The 17130-nt window shown below is 72.8% G+C and carries 13 protein-coding genes; 9 read left to right on the top strand and 4 right to left on the bottom strand.

Annotation, left to right across the window (positions count from 1 at the left end; genetic code table 11):
* Window positions 1–42: 42 nt before the first annotated feature.
* Both JOD65_RS03600 and JOD65_RS03595 read right to left on the bottom strand, forming a co-directional pair.
* Window positions 43–5832: a CLIPPER-2 domain-containing protein gene (locus tag JOD65_RS03600; protein WP_191193716.1), complete on the bottom strand. Its 5790-nt coding sequence runs from the start codon at window positions 5830–5832 to the stop codon at window positions 43–45.
* Window positions 5833–5884: 52 nt separating this feature from the next.
* Entirely contained in the window at window positions 5885–7075 is a 1191-nt protein-coding gene (locus JOD65_RS03595; RefSeq protein ID WP_191193717.1) for a RimK family alpha-L-glutamate ligase, read from the bottom strand.
* A 52-nt stretch (window positions 7076–7127) separates the two neighbouring features.
* On the opposite strand from JOD65_RS03595, the gene JOD65_RS03590 reads away from it, so the two are divergent.
* The gene (locus JOD65_RS03590) at window positions 7128–7622 is read left to right on the top strand and encodes an ATP-dependent zinc protease family protein (RefSeq protein ID WP_307820909.1); all 495 of its coding nucleotides are present in this window, start codon (window positions 7128–7130) and stop codon (window positions 7620–7622) included.
* Here the strand turns inward: JOD65_RS03590 and JOD65_RS03585 are convergent.
* Window positions 7619–8959: a hypothetical protein gene (locus JOD65_RS03585; RefSeq protein ID WP_191193719.1), complete on the bottom strand. Its 1341-nt coding sequence runs from the start codon at window positions 8957–8959 to the stop codon at window positions 7619–7621. The two genes, JOD65_RS03590 and JOD65_RS03585, sit on opposite strands and share 4 nt — an antisense overlap.
* Window positions 8960–9082: 123 nt before the next feature.
* Here JOD65_RS03585 and JOD65_RS03580 point away from each other — a divergent pair, with 123 nt between their 5' ends.
* The 7 genes from JOD65_RS03580 to JOD65_RS03550 all read left to right on the top strand — a co-directional run bounded on the left by JOD65_RS03580 (window position 9083) and on the right by JOD65_RS03550 (window position 15550).
* On the top strand, window positions 9083–10594 hold the full coding sequence (locus JOD65_RS03580) for a carbohydrate-binding domain-containing protein (protein ID WP_191193720.1): 1512 nt from the start codon (window positions 9083–9085) through the stop codon (window positions 10592–10594).
* A gap of 42 nt (window positions 10595–10636) precedes the next feature.
* Window positions 10637–11077 carry a hypothetical protein gene (locus tag JOD65_RS03575; RefSeq protein WP_191193721.1) on the top strand — a complete coding sequence of 147 codons (441 nt, stop codon included), beginning with the start codon at window positions 10637–10639 and terminating at the stop codon, window positions 11075–11077.
* A 141-nt stretch (window positions 11078–11218) separates the two neighbouring features.
* The gene (locus JOD65_RS03570) at window positions 11219–12136 is read left to right on the top strand and encodes a succinylglutamate desuccinylase/aspartoacylase family protein (RefSeq protein WP_204810932.1); all 918 of its coding nucleotides are present in this window, start codon (window positions 11219–11221) and stop codon (window positions 12134–12136) included.
* 20 nt (window positions 12137–12156) lie between these two features.
* Window positions 12157–13371: a cysteine desulfurase-like protein gene (locus JOD65_RS03565; RefSeq protein ID WP_191193723.1), complete on the top strand. Its 1215-nt coding sequence runs from the start codon at window positions 12157–12159 to the stop codon at window positions 13369–13371.
* 106 nt (window positions 13372–13477) lie between these two features.
* On the top strand, window positions 13478–14107 hold the full coding sequence (locus JOD65_RS03560) for a hypothetical protein (RefSeq protein WP_191193724.1): 630 nt from the start codon (window positions 13478–13480) through the stop codon (window positions 14105–14107).
* Between the two features lie 79 nt (window positions 14108–14186).
* Window positions 14187–14708, top strand: coding sequence for a SigE family RNA polymerase sigma factor (locus tag JOD65_RS03555; protein ID WP_191193725.1), 522 nt, complete (start codon window positions 14187–14189; stop codon window positions 14706–14708).
* Window positions 14705–15550, top strand: coding sequence for a hypothetical protein (locus JOD65_RS03550; protein WP_191193726.1), 846 nt, complete (start codon window positions 14705–14707; stop codon window positions 15548–15550). Before JOD65_RS03555 ends, JOD65_RS03550 begins: the two co-directional genes overlap by 4 nt.
* A gap of 104 nt (window positions 15551–15654) precedes the next feature.
* Here the strand turns inward: JOD65_RS03550 and JOD65_RS03545 are convergent, their stop codons facing one another.
* On the bottom strand, window positions 15655–15900 hold the full coding sequence (locus JOD65_RS03545) for a hypothetical protein (protein ID WP_191193727.1): 246 nt from the start codon (window positions 15898–15900) through the stop codon (window positions 15655–15657).
* Window positions 15901–16051: 151 nt separating this feature from the next.
* Between JOD65_RS03545 and JOD65_RS03540 the strand changes: the two genes are divergently transcribed.
* A complete protein-coding gene (locus tag JOD65_RS03540) occupies window positions 16052–17095 on the top strand; it encodes a DNA polymerase IV (RefSeq protein ID WP_191193728.1) in 1044 nt (347 codons plus the stop codon).
* Window positions 17096–17130: the final 35 nt, after the last annotated feature.

The raw sequence follows: 17130 nt of genomic DNA, 5'->3' as shown, positions 1-17130 counted from the left end.
TCCCCGTCCGCACGCTGCGTGATCGCTCCGAGGGCACACCTGTCATCGGGCGTGGCGGCGGGATCGGGCCACGATCGTCGCCCCTGCCGCGATCAGGCTCAGTGCGAGGAGGAGCAGCCCGAGGGGCGGCCCTCCGGTGTCGGGCAGGGTCCCGTCGCCTCCGGTGGCGCTGTCGTCCGCCTCGCTGGTCCCGCCGTCGTCCTGTCCGCCCGGAGCTCCGGGGTCCGGCTCCGCCACACCGGTGCCGTCCCCTCCGTCGTCCCCTCCGTCGTCCGAGGGTGGCGGCGGGTCGGACGGTGGCGGGCCCGGCGAGGAGGACGGCGAGGAGGACGGCGAGGAGGACGGCGACGGCGACGACGACGGATCGACCCTGAGCAGCGTCACCTCGACGGTGTCCTCGTTGTCGGCAGGCACCTCGTCCAGTCCACCGGAGCCGCTGTAGCCCGTGTTGCGCACCGACGTGAGCGTCGGGTCGGTGGCCAGGGTGAGCCTCGCCGTCACCGACTCACCGGACCGGAGCGGGGCGAGGACGCACGACGCTGCGGGCACTGCCTCGACCTCGTCGAGCCGGCACTCGCCGCCGGGGGCCGTGAAGGAGATGAAGCTCGTGCCGGGCGGCAGCGCGTCGGAGATGCTCGGGCTCGGGGCGATCGTGGGTCCCCGGTTGGTGACCGTGAACTCGAACACCACCGGCTCGCCGGCGATCGCCGGTGAGGTGACGACTCGCTTGTCCAGCACGACGTCGGCCAGCGCGACGGCCTCGACGGTGGCCGTGACCTCGTCGTTGTCGGCATCGGGGTCCTCCGTCGCCGACGCGACCCGGGCCGTGTTGTCCAACGGTCCGACGGGGGTGGACTCGGGCACGTCCAGGACGATCTCCAGGGTGCGCGTCTCGCCGGCCGGGAGGTCACCGAGGGCGCAGGTGACCGGCCCGGTGCCGCTGCACCCCGGCGGCAGGGGCGGCTCGACCTCGGTGCCGGGAGGCAGCGAGTCGACCAGCTCCACGGCCGCGGCGTCGGAGGGGCCGTCGTTGGTGACCACGACCGCGTAGGCGATCGTCTCCCCGAGCAGGACACCGTCCGCTGCGGGGGTCTTGAGGACCGACAGGTCCGCCTGCTGGACCACTCGGACGTCCGCGCTGTCGGAGTTGTCGGCGCGGCTGGGGTCGGGGACAGGAGAGTCGACCGTGACGGTGTTGCGGAGCGTGGCCGGTGCGGCGCTGGCCGGCAACCGGCCCGCGATGGCAAGCGTGACCAGGTCTCCGGGGGCGACCGAGCCGAGGTCGCACACCACCTCGCCGCCGGACAGCTCGCACCGGGAGTCGGAGTCGTCGGGCAGGAAGACGTACGGCGCGGGCAGCAGGTCCCTGACCTGCACGCCGGTCGCGTCGGACGGCCCGGCGTTGCTCACGGTGACGGAGAAGACCGTGGTGCCGCCGGCGGCGACGACGGGCTGGTCTGCCGACTTCGTGACGGCGAGGTCGGCGGAGCGCTGCAGCGGTGTCGTGGTCGTGTCGGCGACCTGATCCTCGCCGCCGAGCAGCGGCGTGGACGTGGTGGCCACCGCGGTGTTGGCGACCTCGTTGCCGGTGAGACCCGGCGACACCGTGCCCGTGACCGTGACGAGGACGGGCTGCACGGGCTCGAGGGTGACGCCGGCGCGCACGGTGCCGAGCTCGCAGCGGACCTCCTGCCCGACCAGCGTGCAGTCGCCCTGGGACGACGCGACGTCCGTCGGTTCGAGGCCCGGCGGCAGGCTGTCGGTGACGACCACGTCCTCCGCGTTCGAGCTCAGCCGGATCACCTGGTCCTCGACAGAGATCCGTCCTGCGGAGACAGCGATCTGGTAGCTGAAGGTGCCGCCGGCCACCAGCGGAGTGGTCAGGGCCTCCTTCTCGACGATGACGTCGGCGACCGGCTCGACGATCTCGACGTCGCGGGTGTCGACGTTGTCGTCGAGATCGGTCTCGTTGGCCGACGTCGTCACCCGCGCGGAGTTGGTGTAGACGCCCTGAGGCGTCTCGGGCGACGGGAGCGAGGCCAGCTGCGTGAAGAACTGCTCGCCCGGGCCGAGAGGTCCGTCGGTCTTCGAGCACACCACGTCGCCGGTGAGGATCGTGCAGTCGCCGACCGGGAAGCTGCCGCCCTCCCACGGCAGCGTGTCGATCACCTGCACGTCGGTGGCCGCCGACGGGCCGTCGTTGGTCACCAGCAGCCCGAAGAAGACGGCCCGTCCCGGTGGCACCCCGAGTGGGTCCTGGTCCTCGGGGACGGGAGGGAGGATCGGGTTGCCACCGGCGTCGACCGCGACGACGAGCTTCTCGAGCCGCAGGTCCACCCGGGTCCGCACCGACGCCGACACGACCGACGTGTTGTTGCCCGGGTTGCCGTCGACGATGCCGGAGGCGACCCTCGCCTCGTTCTCGAGCAGCGTCCCGTCGGCCAGGGTCGGCTCGAGGCTCACCTCGATGCCGATCCGGGTGCCGACGAACGCGGGGAAGCCGCCGACCGGATCGACGTACGGGCCGAAGTCACAGGTCACCGTCTCCCGCGGCGCGGCGCCGTCGCTGGCGCAGAGGCCGTCGGGGATCGGGTCTCCCGTCGGATCGAAGACCCTGACGAAGCTGGTCCCGGGCGGCAACAGGTCGGTGACCACCAGCTCCGGAGCCGCCGACGGACCGAAGTTGACGATCTCCAGCACGTACGACGTCGTGGCGCCCGCCACGGGTGGCTCCTCGGGAGCCAGCTTGCGCACCGACACGTCCGCGCGGGGCGCGCCCCCGGCGATGAACGTGCTCTCGTTGTCGGCGGGGTTGGGGTCGGCGGTGGACGAGGTCGCCCGGGCCGTGTTGGCGGATCCGTCGACCGGCACCTGGTAGTCGGACGGGACGTCCACGTCGAGCTCGAGCTCCACGACAGTTCCGGGCGGCAGGTCCCCGAGGGCACAGGTCGCCGCAGCCACGTCACAGGTGGGTGAGGGTCCGGGCGGCTCCACCGAGGCGACGCGGAAGGTCGCCGGCTGCAGGCCGGGGGGCAGTGCGTCCGCGACCGACACGCCGGCCGCATTCGACGGTCCGTCGTTGGCGACCCGGATCCGGTAGGTCTCGGTCGTGCCCGGGGTCAGCTCGCCGTCCACGGATCCCTGGGGGAACGACTTCACCACCGACACGTCCGCCCGGTTGACCACGTCGACGGTCGCGGGCGAGGACCCGGTCGGTGGAGCGCCCGGGACGGTCGCCGTGGCCGTGTTGGGATAGCTGCCCGGTGCGACGCCGGGCGGGACCGCGGCCACGATGGTCACCTCAGCGCGAGCGCCGGGACGCCCCAGGAACGGCGCCGTGAGGACGCCCAGGTCGCACGCCACCTCGTCGCGCCCGGGTCCGGCGGCCACGTCGCAGGTGCCTCGGTCGCTGGTCGCCGAGACCGCGGAGAAGCCCGGTGGGAGCAGGTCGGTCAGGGTGACCGGGTCCGCATCGGTGGGGCCGGTGCTCGTCACCACGACCGTGTAGCGGACCTCGCCTGCGCCGGCCACCAGGGGGTCGGGGGCATCGGCCGTCTTGGTGACCTCGAGGGAGGGTCGCACCGGACCGACCGTCACGGTGGCCTCGGCGTCGTTGTCACCCGGGTAGGGATCGGGTGTCGCGGAGGTCACCTGCGCGCTGTTGCCGAGCTCGGAGCCGGGCACCGCGTTGGGTTCGAGCCTGGCGGTGACCGTCATGGCCACGGAGCCGCCGGGTGGAAGAGCGGCGACGTCGCAGCGGGCTCCGGTCGCGTCGGAGGAGCACCGGGCACCCGGCGCGGACGCGCCGGTCACCACGAGTCCCGGGTCCACGTCGGCGTCGGTGACGGAGACGTTACGGGCGGTCGAGGGACCGGCGTTGGTCGCCGTGAGCGTGTAGGTCACCGCCTCGCCGGGTGCGGCGCTCGCCGGGGCGACGCTCTTGGTGACCGACACGTCGGCCTCGCGCTCGACGACGCTGGCGGCTCCTGCGCTGTTGTCGTCGGGGTCGGGGTCGGCGGTTTCGGAGGTGACGCTCGCGACGTCGGGAACCGAGGTGCCGCTCGACCCGGGCGGCACAGCAGCGGTGACGGTGACCGTGACCGCCGCGCCGACGGGCACCGTCCCGAGCTCGCACCGCACGGCGGCGGTGCACGTGCCCTGGCTGCTGGTGGCTGTCACCTGCCCGAGGCCGTCGGCGAGCTCGTCGGTCACCACCACGTTGCTCGCCGGGCTCGGTCCGTCGTTGCGGACCGTGATCGTCGAGGTCACCACCTCCCCGGCCAGCACCGGGTCCGGGGTCGACGTCTTGGTCACGACGAGGTCGGCGGTCGGGACGACGGCGATGGTCGCCGCCCGCGTGGCGAAGACGAGGTCCTCGAACTCGGGGACGGTGGCGCCGTCGTAGGTGATGGTGGCCTGGTTGACCAGGTCCGAGCCGGCGGCCGCGGGTCCGACGTCGACGTCGAAGCCGAACCGTACGGACCGGCCGATCGGGAAGTCGCCGGGCGAGACCCGCACCTCGCGCGACCCGGCGTCGTAGGCCCCAGTGACGCCGGCAGGGAGGACGAGCGAGCCCGGCACGAACGTCGTACCGGGTGGCAGGGGGTCGGTCACGGAGGTGTCGACCGCCGGGTCCTGGCCGCCGTTGACGAACGTGACGGTGTAGCGGAGCCGGTCGCCCACCTGTGCCGGCGTCGCACCGGTGAGGTTCTCGACGGTCTTGGTCGAGGGGGAGAAATCGGGCGCGAAGACGTCGATGGCCGTGGTCACGACCCCGGGGAAGTAGCGCTCGCTCGTGCTGGCCAGGTCGAGCTGGGCGGAGGAGGAGCTGTTGCCGAGGATCCCGGGACCGTCGAAGTTCTTGATGTCGAAGCCGAGCATGTTGCGGTCGGCCGGCGTGCGCCCGGCGACGAGGCGCCCGTTGTCGTCGTTGGCGCCGTTGAAGAAGTTGGTGCCCTGGGACAGCCGGGTGCCCAGGAGGGTGCCGTCCGGGTTGGTCGCGTCGCGCAGGATCGCGCGGTCACCGCTCGAGCCGTTGTCGCCCTCGTAGGCCACCAGTCCGATGCGGGCATTGACGAGGCCGCTCACCGGGGTGCGGAAGCCACTGATCGCGACGACCTGCGGGTCGTCGCGGCCGACGTCCGCGAGGCCGTCGAAGACGGTGAGGTTGCGTAGGGGCAGGGACGGCGAGCGGTAGACGACGACGAGCGACCACCCGGCGTAGCGGTCCTCGCCGGTGGCAGCCGGCACGTCAGCGCCGGTGTAGGCACCCTGACCAGCCTGGCGCACCAGCCCCGTGACGTCGGCGAACGCCTGGTAGGCGCGGTCCGGCGTGGCTGACGGCCCGAACACCTCGGTCGCGGTCACGGTCCGGTAGGCCGCGGACCCCGGCAGGCCCAGTCTCATGGTGCTGCCGTCCCCGACGGCGGGGACTCCCCGGGCACCGGCGCCCAGTCGGGCTCCCCAGTAGAGCCCGGCCCAGCGCACCTCGGCGTCGTCGGGGAGCGTGACCTCGGCGCGGGAGGACGAGTACGTCGAGGGGTCGCCGTCCACGTCGAGGTGGGCCATGGCGAAGGCGTTGTTGTTCCGGCTGTTGGTGCCCGCCCGGGCGCCCGCGCAGTCCGCCGCCGACGCCGGGCAGGTCATCAGGTTGTTCCCGAAGACGGCGACGGACCCGTTGTCGTTGGCCGAGAACCGAGGCGCGAAGGGCACGATCGAGGACGCCTCCGCCGGCGTCGTGGTCCCGACCGGCCAGGTCACCGCCACGACGGCGAGGAGCAGCGCGGCGACCACGCGCACCGTCACCCGGGGCCCCGAATGCCTCCGTCCCATCCATGGATGCTGACAGAGGTGCCGCGTTCCCGCACCCCAGGGACCGGGTCGTTCACAGACTCTCGGGCGGCAGGTGCTTCTTCATCAGTCGCCGGACGCGCTTCTGCTTGCGGTCGGGGATCATCGAGCGCATCTCCTCGAGCTTGCCGAAGCAGAGGAGACGGTCCTCGCCCTCGAGCACGGTCTTGTTGCGCGGGTTGGGGATGACCTGCGGTCCGCGGTGGAGCGTCAGGACGGTGATGTCGCGCTCGTCGAGACCGGAGTCGCCGAGCTTCTTGCCCACCATGTCGGAGCCGGCGTGGACGACGATCTCGGCCACGCCGTAGCCGGTCGAGACCGTGAGCCGCTGGCGTACGTCGATGTCGGGGAACGCCACCTGGTTGGCCATGTAGTCCACGATCGCGCCGGCCACGTCGAGCTTGGTCGCGCGCTCGATCCCCTCGAGCCCGGGCGAGGAGTTGACCTCCATCACCTGCGGGCCGCGACGGCCCTCGAGCATGTCGACACCGGCGACGCGCAGGCCCATGATCTGCGCGGACCGGACGGCCACCCGTTCGAACTCCTCGTCGAGCTCGACCGGCTCGACGCTGCCGCCGCGGTGCACGTTGGAGCGGAACTCGTCGCCCTGGGCGACCCGTCGCATCGCCGCGACGACGCGGTCCCCGACGACGAGGGCGCGGATGTCGCGGCCCTTGCTCTCCTTGACGAAGCGCTGGATCAGGACGTTCTGCCGGGTGCTCTGCAGCGTCTCGATGATCGCCTCCGCCACCTTGATGGTCGGGGCCAGGATCACGCCGATGCCCTGCGTGCCCTCCAGCAGCTTGATCACGACCGGCGCCCCGCCGACGCGCTCGATCGCCGGGATCACGTCGGCCCGGTCCTGCACGAAGGTCGTCGCCGGCATCGGGATCTTGTGGCGCGACAGGATCTGCGTCGCGCGCAGCTTGTCGCGGCTGTTGGCGATGCCGTAGCTCGTGTTGGGCGTGTAGACGTCCATCTGCTCGAACTGGCGCACGACGGCCGTGCCGAAGTAGGTGATCGAGTTGCCGATGCGCGGCAGCACGGCGTCGTACGTCGACAGCTGCTTGCCGCGGAAGAGCAGGTCCGGCTCGTCGCCGGTGAGGTCGATGCCGAAGCGCAGGGTGTTGAGCACCTTCACGTCGTGGCCGCGGTCCAGGGCGGCGGTGCGGAGCCGCTGCGTGCTGTAGGACCGCGGGGCCCGGGACAGGATGGCGAGCTTCATGGGACGTCATCCAACCACCTGCCCGGAGGCCGCTACCTGCCAAGATGGCCCCGTGGACCCCGCCCCCGAGCCGACCGAACCCGGGAAGGTCGTCGTCGGCTGGCGCGAGTGGGTGGCGCTGCCCCAGGCCGACGTGCCGTGGGTGAAGGCCAAGGTCGACACGGGCGCGCGGTCGTCGTCGATCCACGCCTTCGACCTCGAGGTGTACGAGGAGGACGGCCACGAGCGGGTGCGCTTCTCCATCCACCCGTGGCAGCGCTCCGACGAGGACCACGTCGAGCTCAGCCTGCCGGTGCTCGACATGCGCGAGGTGCGCTCCAGCAACGGCCAGGTCGAGAAGAGGTACGCCGTCTCCCTCGACGTCACGCTCGCCGGTCGCACCATCACGACCGTGATGACGCTGAGCAACCGCGACGAGATGGGCTTCCGGATGCTGATCGGCCGCGAGGCGCTCGAGCGCGGGTTCCTCGTCGACTCGTCGTTGTCGTACGCCGGCGGCAAGCCGCGCCGCGCCGTGCGCCGCAAGAACTGGGGCAAGCAGCCCTAGCGCAGCTTGATCTCGCAGCTCGTGAGCTTCTCGCCGCTGCACCGGTCGCGGTTCGCCTTGCCGCTCACCGTGTCGCGGCCCTTGCCGCCGACCAGCAGGTCCCTGCCACGGCTGCCGTTGATCGTGTCCCGGCCGCCGTCGCCGTAGATCGCGATCCGCGACTTCCGGGCGTCGCAGTCGAGCAGGTAGCCGTCGTCGCCCTTGCGGTAGGACTCCAGGGTGTCCTTGCCCGCACGGCCGCGGACGGTGGCCGTGCAGGCTGAGATGCGGATGTTGTCGGCCTTCTTCGTGCCCAGGACGGTCATCCGCTTCGCCCCGACCCGTACGTCGTCCCAGCCGCGGAAGGTGCTGCGCTGGGTCCTGCCGAAGAAGCGGTTCTCGAGTCGACCTCTGGCCAGGTCGAGGTCGAGGCGCTTGCCGGCCCACAGGTCGATCGAGTCCTCGCCCGGGCCGCCGAGGTACTCGCTGCCCCGCCAGCCGGTGCCGTCCGGCGCGTCCAGGGTGTCGTCACCGCCACCGAGGGCGAACCGCAGGACCGTCCTGGCGCCGCGGTTGAGGTAGACGCGGGCGTACTCGTCGCGGTCACTGCCGGTGAAGGACAACGAGCGCGGCGCGCCCGGGCCCAGCTCGAAGCGGGCGACCTCGCCCGTCCAGGTGAGCACCGGTGCACCGTCCTCGGTCCACGATCGCCGGGCTGCGTCGATGGCCACGTCGCCGACGCCGAGGCTCGGTCGCAGCTCGGCCGAGGTGCCCACCGCCACCCGTGACCCCGGGGCCTGGATCCCGTACCAGTACACGACGTGCCCGTCGCCGGAGAGGTCCAGGACGTCGGGGTTGGGCACGTCGAGCATCCCGCTGAAGTACTGGTCGCCGGACTGGCTCGCGTTCCCGCCAGTCGTGGCGACGACGGTGTCGGCCTCCAGGTCGACCGGTCCACCGTCGTTGGACCCGAGCACCACGTAGTCCCGGCCGGCCGAGGCGGTGTAGTGGTCGGACCCGGTGCCCAGCTCGGCGTCGATCGACGACCCGGACGCGGAGGCGTCCACCACGTCGTTGCCTTCACCACTCCGCAGCGTCAGGACGCCGGGCCGGGTGGCATCGGTGACGCAGACCAGGTCGTCGCCACCGCGGGTGTCGACCTGGATGGCGCCGTTGGTCACCACCACGTCCGGACCCTCCGTGCCCACGAGGCCGGTCTGGTTCGGCGTGCCCACGATCGTCGCGGGCCTCCCCTGGCAGGTCTCCCCCGCTGCGTACGCAGGCGCGGCGGCGGGCAGCAGGGTGGCGGCGAGGAGGCCGGTGGCCAAGCCGGTCGTGAGGAGCGGCAGCGGGCGCATGGGAGTCCTTCGGTCTGAAGCAGGTGTCCGACAGGAGACGCGGACGACGGCCCCGAAGTTGTCACACCCGATCCGGGGCTGTGTCACAGGGCGCGGACAGGTACGCCGACCATCTTCGGTCACATGAGACTCCCGAAGACACGCCAGGCCGTCGCCGGCGCCCTCGCCACCTTGCTGCTCGCCGGCTGCGGTGCCTCGGTCGCGAGCGACAGCACGGCCACCACGACCAGCACCACGGGTTCGAGCAGCGCGGCCGCCGCCACCGTCTCCGGCACGACCGTCGAGGACGTGCTCGACGGCGACGTCGAGGTCGAGACCGGCGACACCGCCTACGACGAGGCCGACGCCACCGCGATCACGCTGTCCGGCTCGACCGCCGACTCCGACAGCGACGCGGTCACCGTCCAGGACGGCACCGTCACCATCTCAGCCGCCGGCACCTACGTCCTGAGTGGCGAGCTGACCGGGCAGGTCGTCGTCGACAGCGCCGGCGCCGGCGTCGTACGCCTCGTGCTCGACGACGCGACGATCACCTCCGCGACCACCGCCGCGATCGACGTCGTCGACGCGCAGTCGGTCGTGGTCGTCCTCGCCGACGGCAGCACCAACACCCTCGCGGACGCGGCGACGTACGCCGACACGTCGGAGGACGCGCCCACCGGCACCCTCTACTCGACGGCCGACCTGACCATCGGCGGCACCGGGTCGCTGACGGTCACCGGCAACAGCAACAACGGCATCGTCGGCAAGGACGGCCTGGTCATCACCGGCGGCACCATCGACGTGACGTCGGTCGACGACGGCATCCTCGGCAAGGACTACCTCGTCCTCACTGACGGCACCGTCACCGTCGACGCCGTCGGCGACACCTTCAAGTCCGACAACACCGAGGACGCCGGCTCAGGCTTCGTGCTGATCGAGGGCGGAGAGCTCACCCTCGCCTCGCAGGACGACGGCATCAAGGGCGTGCAGGTCCTCATCGGCGGCGGCACGGTCGACGTGGCCGGTTCCAACGAGGCGCTCGAGGGCTCGCTGATCGTCATCGACGACGGCGACGTCGAGCTGCACTCCGCCGACGACGGCGTCAACGCCGCCTCCTCCGACGACAGCGCCTCCACGGACGGGCAGCCCGGCGGCGGGATGGCGGCGGACGACTCGCTCGCCCTGTACGTCAACGGCGGCACGCTCGAGGTGTGGGCGAGCGGTGACGGCCTCGACTCCAACGGGAGCGCCACGATCACCGGCGGTGAGGTCACCGTCTACGGCCCGACCACCGACGGCAACGGCGCGCTCGACGTCAACGGCACCTTCGACGTCAGCGGCGGCACCCTGGTCGCCACCGGCAGCGCCGGGATGATGGTCGCCCCGTCGACCGACTCCGCCCAGGGCTGGATCGCCACCGCCCTCGGCGCCACCGCCGCGGCCGGCTCGGAGGTGGTCATCACTGACGCCGACGGCGCCGACGTGGCGGCGTACACGATCGCGAAGGACTTCGCGTCCGTCGTCCTCTCGTCCGCCGACATCACCTCCGGCGAGACCTACACGGTCACCGTCGACGGCACCGCGACGACCGTCACCGCGGACGAGGCGCCCGCCGGTGGCCAGATGGGTGCACCTGGCGGACCCATGGGCTGACGCCCGCCCCTGACCACTCCACTCCCTCACGAAGGAACCCAGATGAACGACAGCCAGCTCCCGCCCGCCCCCGCCACCCCGCCGGCCGAGCCCGCGCCGGCGTACGCCCCGACCGCTCCCGCCCGCCGCACCTGGCGCGACCGCCTCCCCCGCCGGTTCCCCTCGGGTCGCAGGGCGGTCGCCGCGGGCGCCGTCGTCGCGGGCCTGGCGATCGGGGGTGCCGGCTTCGGAGCCGGGTACGCCGTCGGCGACGACGGCTCGGCCGACACCGCCACCACCCAGACGACCGACGGGTGGGGCGACCGGCAGCCGCCCGGCGGTGATCGCGGGCCCATGGGCGAGATGGGCGGCCCTCCCGGCGACCTGACGCAGGGCGAGGGCGGCACGACCGACCAGGCGCCCGACTTCGACGGCGACGGCCAGCCCGACACGGACAGCGACACCGACAGCGGGTCATCCGACTCCACGGCACAGAACAGCTGACCCCCGATCCGCTCGCCCCGACCCCTCCGATCCCCCGGGGAGGCGGTCGGGGCGGGCTCGTGCGCGCACTACCCTGAGCGTCGTGACCGCAGCCGACCGGAGAGCCGCCTAGTGCCGCGGGAGTCCTTTGCCATCGGCGGCGTGCGGATCCGCTCCGGCACGGTGCGCGCCCTCGAGCTGCCGATCACCCGGCTCGTCACCGGCGCCGACGTCACCCTCCCGGTGCGCGTGGTGCACGGACGCGAGGACGGCCCCCGCATCTGGATCGACGCCGCGATCCACGGCGACGAGGTGGCCGGCGTCGAGGTGGTCCGCCAGGTGATGGCCGGCCTCGACCCCAAGACGTTCCGCGGCACCCTCGTCGCGGTGCCGATCGTCAACGTCCTCGGCTTCATGACCGGCGACCGCTACCTGCCTGACCGCCGCGACCTCAACCGCTCCTTCCCCGGCTCGTCGCGCGGGTCGCTCGCCAGCCGGATCGCCCACCTCTTCATGCGCGAGATCGTCGCCGGCTGCGAGGTGGGCATCGACCTGCACACCGGCTCCGACCGCCGCAGCAACCTCCCCCAGGTCCGCGCCGACCTCGACGACCCCCGCACCCGCGAGCTCGCCGCCGCCTTCGGCGCGCCCGTGATGCTGCACGCCCGGATCCGCGACGGGTCGCTGCGCCACGCCGCCGGCGAGCACGGGGCGAAGGTGCTGCTCTACGAGGCGGGCGAGCCGCTGCGGTTCGACGACTACGCCGTCTCGGCCGGCGTGATCGGCGTACGTCGCGTGCTGGCCGCGCTCGGCATGACCGAGCCCGTCGACGAGCCCCCGGTCGAGCCGAGCCTGGAGTGCCGGTCCAGCGGCTGGGTCCGCGCCCGCCGCACGGGCATCCTGCACCTCGACGCGCACCTCGGCCAGAAGGTCAGCGACGGTGAGCGGCTCGGCACGCTCTTCGACTCGTTCGGCAAGACCCTGCGGGCGGTCTACTCCAACCGCGACGGCATCGTGATCGGCCGGACCGAGGCCCCCCTGGTCAACTCCGGTGACGCCGTGGTGCACATCGCCAGCTGAGCGTCTGGTTGAGTGCGGGGGTGCCCGCCTCCGACACTGCTGCCTTCGACGTCGGCGCCTTCCGCGCCGGGTTCCCCTCGCTCGAGTCGGGCATCGCCCACTTCGACAACCCCGGCGGGACCCAGACCCCGCGGGTGGTCGGCGACGCGATCGTCCGCACGCTCACGGGCCCGCTGTCCCAGCGCGGCTCGGCCCTGGCCAGCCAGCGCAACGCCGAGGACGCGGTCGCCGGCTACCGCGCCGCCGTGGCCGACCTCGTCGACGGTGACCCGCGTGGCGTGGTCCACGGCCGCAGCGCCACCGCACTGACGTACGACGTCTCGCGCACGCTGGCGCGCACGTGGTCGCCCGGCGACGAGATCGTCCTCTGCGAGCTCGACCACGACTCCAACGTGCGCCCGTGGGTCCAGGCCGCCGAGCGGGCCGGCGTGACCGTGCGGTGGCTTCGCCTCGACCCGGCGACCGCCGAGCTCGACCTGTCCTCGCTCGACGAGATCACCTCGCGGACGCGCCTCGTCGCGCTCACCGCGGCCTCCAACCTCCTCGGCACCCGTCCCCCGGTCGCGACCGTCGCCGCGCGGGCGCACGAGGTCGGCGCTCTCGTGTACGTCGACGCGGTGCACCACACCGCGCACGCTGCGCCCGACATCTCCGCGATGGGCGCGGACTTCCTGGTGTGCTCGGCCTACAAGTTCTTCGGCCCGCACTGCGGGTCGCTGGTCGCGGACCCCGCCCTGCTCGAGACGCTGCGGCCCGACAAGCTGCTTCCCTCGACCGACGTGGTGCCCGAGCGGTTCGAGCTCGGCACGCTGCCGTACGAGCTGCTGGCCGGCGTCACCGCCGCGATCGACCTGATCGCCTCGGTCGGGTCGGGCGACTCCCGCCGCTCGCGGCTGGTCTCGGCGGCTGGGCTGATCGCCGACCACGAGCTGCGGCTGCGGACCCGGATCGAGGAGGGGCTCGCGTCCCTCGGCGACCGGCTCACCCTCCACTCCCGGGCGGCCGAGCGGACCTCGACGCTGTTCCTCACCCTGCGCGACCGCTCGCCGCTGGACGTCTTCGAGCACCTCGCCAAGCGCGACGTGCTCGTGCCGGCCGGCACGTTCTACGCGCACGAGACCTTCCGCGCCCTCGGCCTCTCCGTCGACTCCGGGCTCCGGATCGGGCTGGCGGCCTACAACGACGACTCGGACGTCGACCGACTGCTCGAGGGGTTGGCGGAGGCGCTCGGCTGACCCGCGCCCCACCTCCGTCGCCGCATCGACCGAACCGACCAGCGCGCCCACAGCGTTGAAGGTCGGGAACGGTTCCCGATGGACGAGCCCCGGAAGAGGTGGCGAGATGACGCGTCCCAGGATGCAGATCGGCTGGAAGACCTGGCTCGGGATCGGGCTCGTCGGGCCGTTGGTCGCGGGGGTGGCGATGATCCCCTCCAACGCCTCCGACGTGGGCGACCCCGCCCAGCGCGACGGGGACCACGACCACGCGTCGATGACCGCGGGCCTGCAGGACGACCTGGCCCGGGTCCGCAGGGCCACCGCGAGGTACCACCGGGTGGAGGCTGCCGAGGCGGCCGGCTACCGGCTCGGGTGGGTCAACGGCGCAGGCCGGCTGATCGTCAACACCTGCATCGCCCGACCGGCCGCTGCCGGCGGCGGCGCGATGGGCTTCCACTACTTCAACGCCGACCTGATGGCGACCGACGAGGTCGACGTCCTCCGCCCGGAGGTCCTGGTCTACGCACCGGACGACGACGGGCGCCTGCACCTGGCCGCCGTCGAGTGGGTCGCCCGGAGCGCCACGTCGAACCCTCCCGGGGTCTCCACCGCGCCGTCGGTGCTCGGGATGCAGATGCACATCATCGCTCCCGCGCCCACCGGGCCGGCGTTCTACCTGACCCACGCGTGGATCTGGAAGGAGAACCCCGCCGGGATGTTCGCCGACTGGAATCCGGACGTGAGCTGCGACTGATCCCTCTGGCGCCGACGAACCGGATCGCAGGACCATCGCGTTAGGGGGTTGATACCCACGACGCGCGAGGGGGTGACCGGTGGACCTCGACAGGGACCTCGACCAGGACTTCGCCGAGTTCGTCGGCGCCTGCTGGACCTCGCTCTACCGCCTGGCCTACCTGTTGGCGGCCTCGCCCGCGGGCGCGGAGGACCTGTTGCAGACGGCCTTGGAGAAGGCCTACATGAGCTGGGGGCGGATCAGCACGATGGAGTATCCCGAGGCCTACGTGCGCCGGATCATCACCACCACGCTGGTGTCCAGCCGACGCCGCGCCTGGAACCGGGAACGCCCCACGGAGCGACTTCCCGAGACCGGCGCCGACTCCGGCGAGATCGGTGCCCTCGACCGGTCCCTCCTCTGGCCGCTGGTCTGCGCGCTCCCGGAGCGGCAGCGTGCCGTGATCGTGCTCCGCTACTACGAGGACATGTCGGAGGCGCAGATCGCGCAGACGATGGGCTGCGCGCCCGGCACGGTGAAGTCGCAGTCCTCGGCGGCCATGGCAGCGCTGCGCCGGGCGCTCGCGGCGTCGGGCGTCGTCCAGGAAGCGAGGGGGACATGAGCCTCGACGAGGAGCTGCGGGCGACCCTCGGTCTGGAGGCCGAGCTGCGGACCGCGCCGCCGCCCGACGTGACGGGCCTGATCCACCGCGGACGTGCCCGACGTCGTCGGCGTACCCTCCGGCGAGCCGGGGTCGCCGCTGTCGCGGTCGTGGCCTTCGCCGCCACGGCGTTCGGCGTCGTCACCCTCGACCCTCGCGCCGACGGGGAGCTCGCGTCGAACCCGAGCCCCTCCCCCCGGGCCGACCTCGAGACGCGCTCCGAGGACGGTCGCGCGACGCTGGCGCCCGGCACCTACGGGATGTTCGTCGGCCACGACGCGGCAGGCGCGCCGATCGGGGTCGACGTGACGGTCGGCGGACCGCACTGGGAGCACGGTGACTTCCCGATCGTGTCGGAGCAGGGCGAGACGACGTACGCCGGCTTCGGGGTCTACCAGCCAAGGTCCCTGGCGTCGGGCAACGGGTGCGAGACCGGCCCGACGCTCGGCCCCCTGGCCAGGACCCGCTCCGGGCTGGCCGCCCAGCTCGCCGACCTGCCCCGCAGCACCGTCCTCCTGGCACCCGAGCGGGCCAGGGTGGTGGGCCTCGCCGCCATCCACCTCCGCCTGCGCATCGAGGTCGACTGCCCCGGCTACTACCGGGTGGCACACGCCACCGGCGGCACGCGCGGCATCACCTACTCCCCGCCCGGGCTCCCGCATCCGGACGTCGTCATCGACTTCTGGGTCATCGACGTCAACGGCGCGGTGGTCGTCATCGACGAGTGGCACAACACCGACGCGCCAGCCGACGTCGTGGCGCAGGCCCGAGACGCCCGGAGGTCGATCACCTTCAAGGGCTGATCCACGTCTTGCTGATCCTGTCCTCGTCACGCCGGCGCCCGGCGTCCCGGCGCGCCAGCTCGAAGTTCGCTCGCAGCATCTACGAGTGAACGTCGAGCATCCGGTCAGTCGACCCGGTGGCCGCCGTCGACCTGCTCGGAGAACTCCTCCGCGCCAGCGCCTGCATCGTGCGCGCGGGAGTCGACGTCGTCCGTGTCCACCGTGTCGCCGACGGTGGCGTTGCCCGCGGGCTCGGCGTCGAGCGCGCGCTGCCGGTCGGCGTCGCTGACCCGCTCGCCCGCCCCGGGGAAGACCGACTCCTCGGGGTGCTCGGCGTAGGGATCGGGCCCGGCCTGCTCGTCGCTCGTCATGGCTTCGACCGTACGCCGACGGCGTACCGCCGCACCCCTCCCCAGGGGTGGCGGCAGATCGCACCTCCGAGACGCCGTTTCCTGCAAGGTGCCGCCACCCCCAGGCGGCGACGCCAGCGCCGCTGTCGGAACCCCGGGCCAGAATGGTCGGATGCCGCAGCACTGGGTGCTCCACGTCGACATGGACCAGTTCCTGGTCGCCGTCGAGCTGCTGCGCCGCCCGGAGCTCGTCGGGCTGCCGGTGGTGGTCGGCGGGCGGGGCGACCCGACCGAGCGGGCGGTGGTGTCGACGGCGTCCTACGAGGCGCGAGCGCACGGCGTCCGCAGCGGGCTGGCGCTCAAGCTGGCGAAGCGGCGCTCGCCCGACGCGGTGTTCCTGCCGGTGGACTTCCCGGTCTACGAGGAGGCGTCGGTCCGGGTGATGGAGACGCTGCGCGCCACGCCGGGGGCCGTGGTCGAGGTGCTCGGCTGGGACGAGGCGTTCGTGGGTGTGGAGACCGACGACCCGGTCGCCACCGCCCGGCAGGTGCAGGCGGCGGTGCTCGAGGCGACCGGCCTCCACTGCTCGGTCGGCATCGGCGACACGTTGGTCCGGGCCAAGATCGCGACCGACTTCGGCAAGCCGCAGGGCGTCTTCGAGCTCACCTGCGACAACTGGATGGAGGTCATGGGCGCGCGGCCGACGACCGCGCTGTGGGGCGTCGGCTCGAAGATCTCCGGTCGGCTCGAGCAGATCGGCATCCGCACCGTCGCCGACCTCGCCGGCACCGACGACGAGCCGCTGGTCGCGGCGTTCGGGCCGACCAACGGCCCTCACCTCGGACGGCTGGGCCGCGGCGGCGGCCGCTCCCGCCCCGATGACACCCCGTGGGTGGCGCGCGCCCACGGTCGCGAGACGACCTACCAGGCCGACCTGCTCACCCCCGACGACGTACGCGCCGCGCTGCGCGAGCTCGCATCGCGAGTCGTCGACGACGTGCGCAAGGAGGAGCGCGCGGTGCAGCGGGTGCACCTCAAGATCCGCTTCGCGCCGTTCTTCACCTTCACCCGCATCCGCAAGCTGCCCGAGGCGACGTACGACGTCGAGGTGATCGCGCGGACGGCCTTCGACCTCTACCTCGCCCTGGCCGACGACCGGCCGGTGCGGCTGCTCGGGGTGCGCGGCGAGATGGTCCCGCCCGAGGGCGGCTACTGACGCCGGCGCGGAGTCCTGGGGTCACCGGATGACAT

This window comes from Nocardioides cavernae, assembly GCF_016907475.1.
Taxonomy (GTDB): Bacteria; Actinomycetota; Actinomycetes; order Propionibacteriales; family Nocardioidaceae; genus Nocardioides; species Nocardioides cavernae.
Note: the sequence above shows the minus strand (reverse complement) of the source record. Positions and strands in the feature narration are given on the sequence as shown.

What these genes read in the sequence shown, in the direction of transcription:
- JOD65_RS03575 (WP_191193721.1), top strand. Translation starts at nt 10,637, where the DNA reads ATGAACGACAGCCAGCTCCCGCCCGCCCCCGCCACCCCGCCGGCCGAG.
- JOD65_RS03540 (WP_191193728.1), top strand. Translation starts at nt 16,052, where the DNA reads ATGCCGCAGCACTGGGTGCTCCACGTCGACATGGACCAGTTCCTGGTC.
- JOD65_RS03600 (WP_191193716.1), bottom strand. Translation starts at nt 5,832, where the DNA reads ATGGGACGGAGGCATTCGGGGCCCCGGGTGACGGTGCGCGTGGTCGCC.
- JOD65_RS03595 (WP_191193717.1), bottom strand. Translation starts at nt 7,075, where the DNA reads ATGAAGCTCGCCATCCTGTCCCGGGCCCCGCGGTCCTACAGCACGCAG.
- JOD65_RS03580 (WP_191193720.1), top strand. Translation starts at nt 9,083, where the DNA reads ATGAGACTCCCGAAGACACGCCAGGCCGTCGCCGGCGCCCTCGCCACC.
- JOD65_RS03560 (WP_191193724.1), top strand. Translation starts at nt 13,478, where the DNA reads ATGACGCGTCCCAGGATGCAGATCGGCTGGAAGACCTGGCTCGGGATC.
- JOD65_RS03545 (WP_191193727.1), bottom strand. Translation starts at nt 15,900, where the DNA reads ATGACGAGCGACGAGCAGGCCGGGCCCGATCCCTACGCCGAGCACCCC.
- JOD65_RS03585 (WP_191193719.1), bottom strand. Translation starts at nt 8,959, where the DNA reads ATGCGCCCGCTGCCGCTCCTCACGACCGGCTTGGCCACCGGCCTCCTC.
- JOD65_RS03550 (WP_191193726.1), top strand. Translation starts at nt 14,705, where the DNA reads ATGAGCCTCGACGAGGAGCTGCGGGCGACCCTCGGTCTGGAGGCCGAG.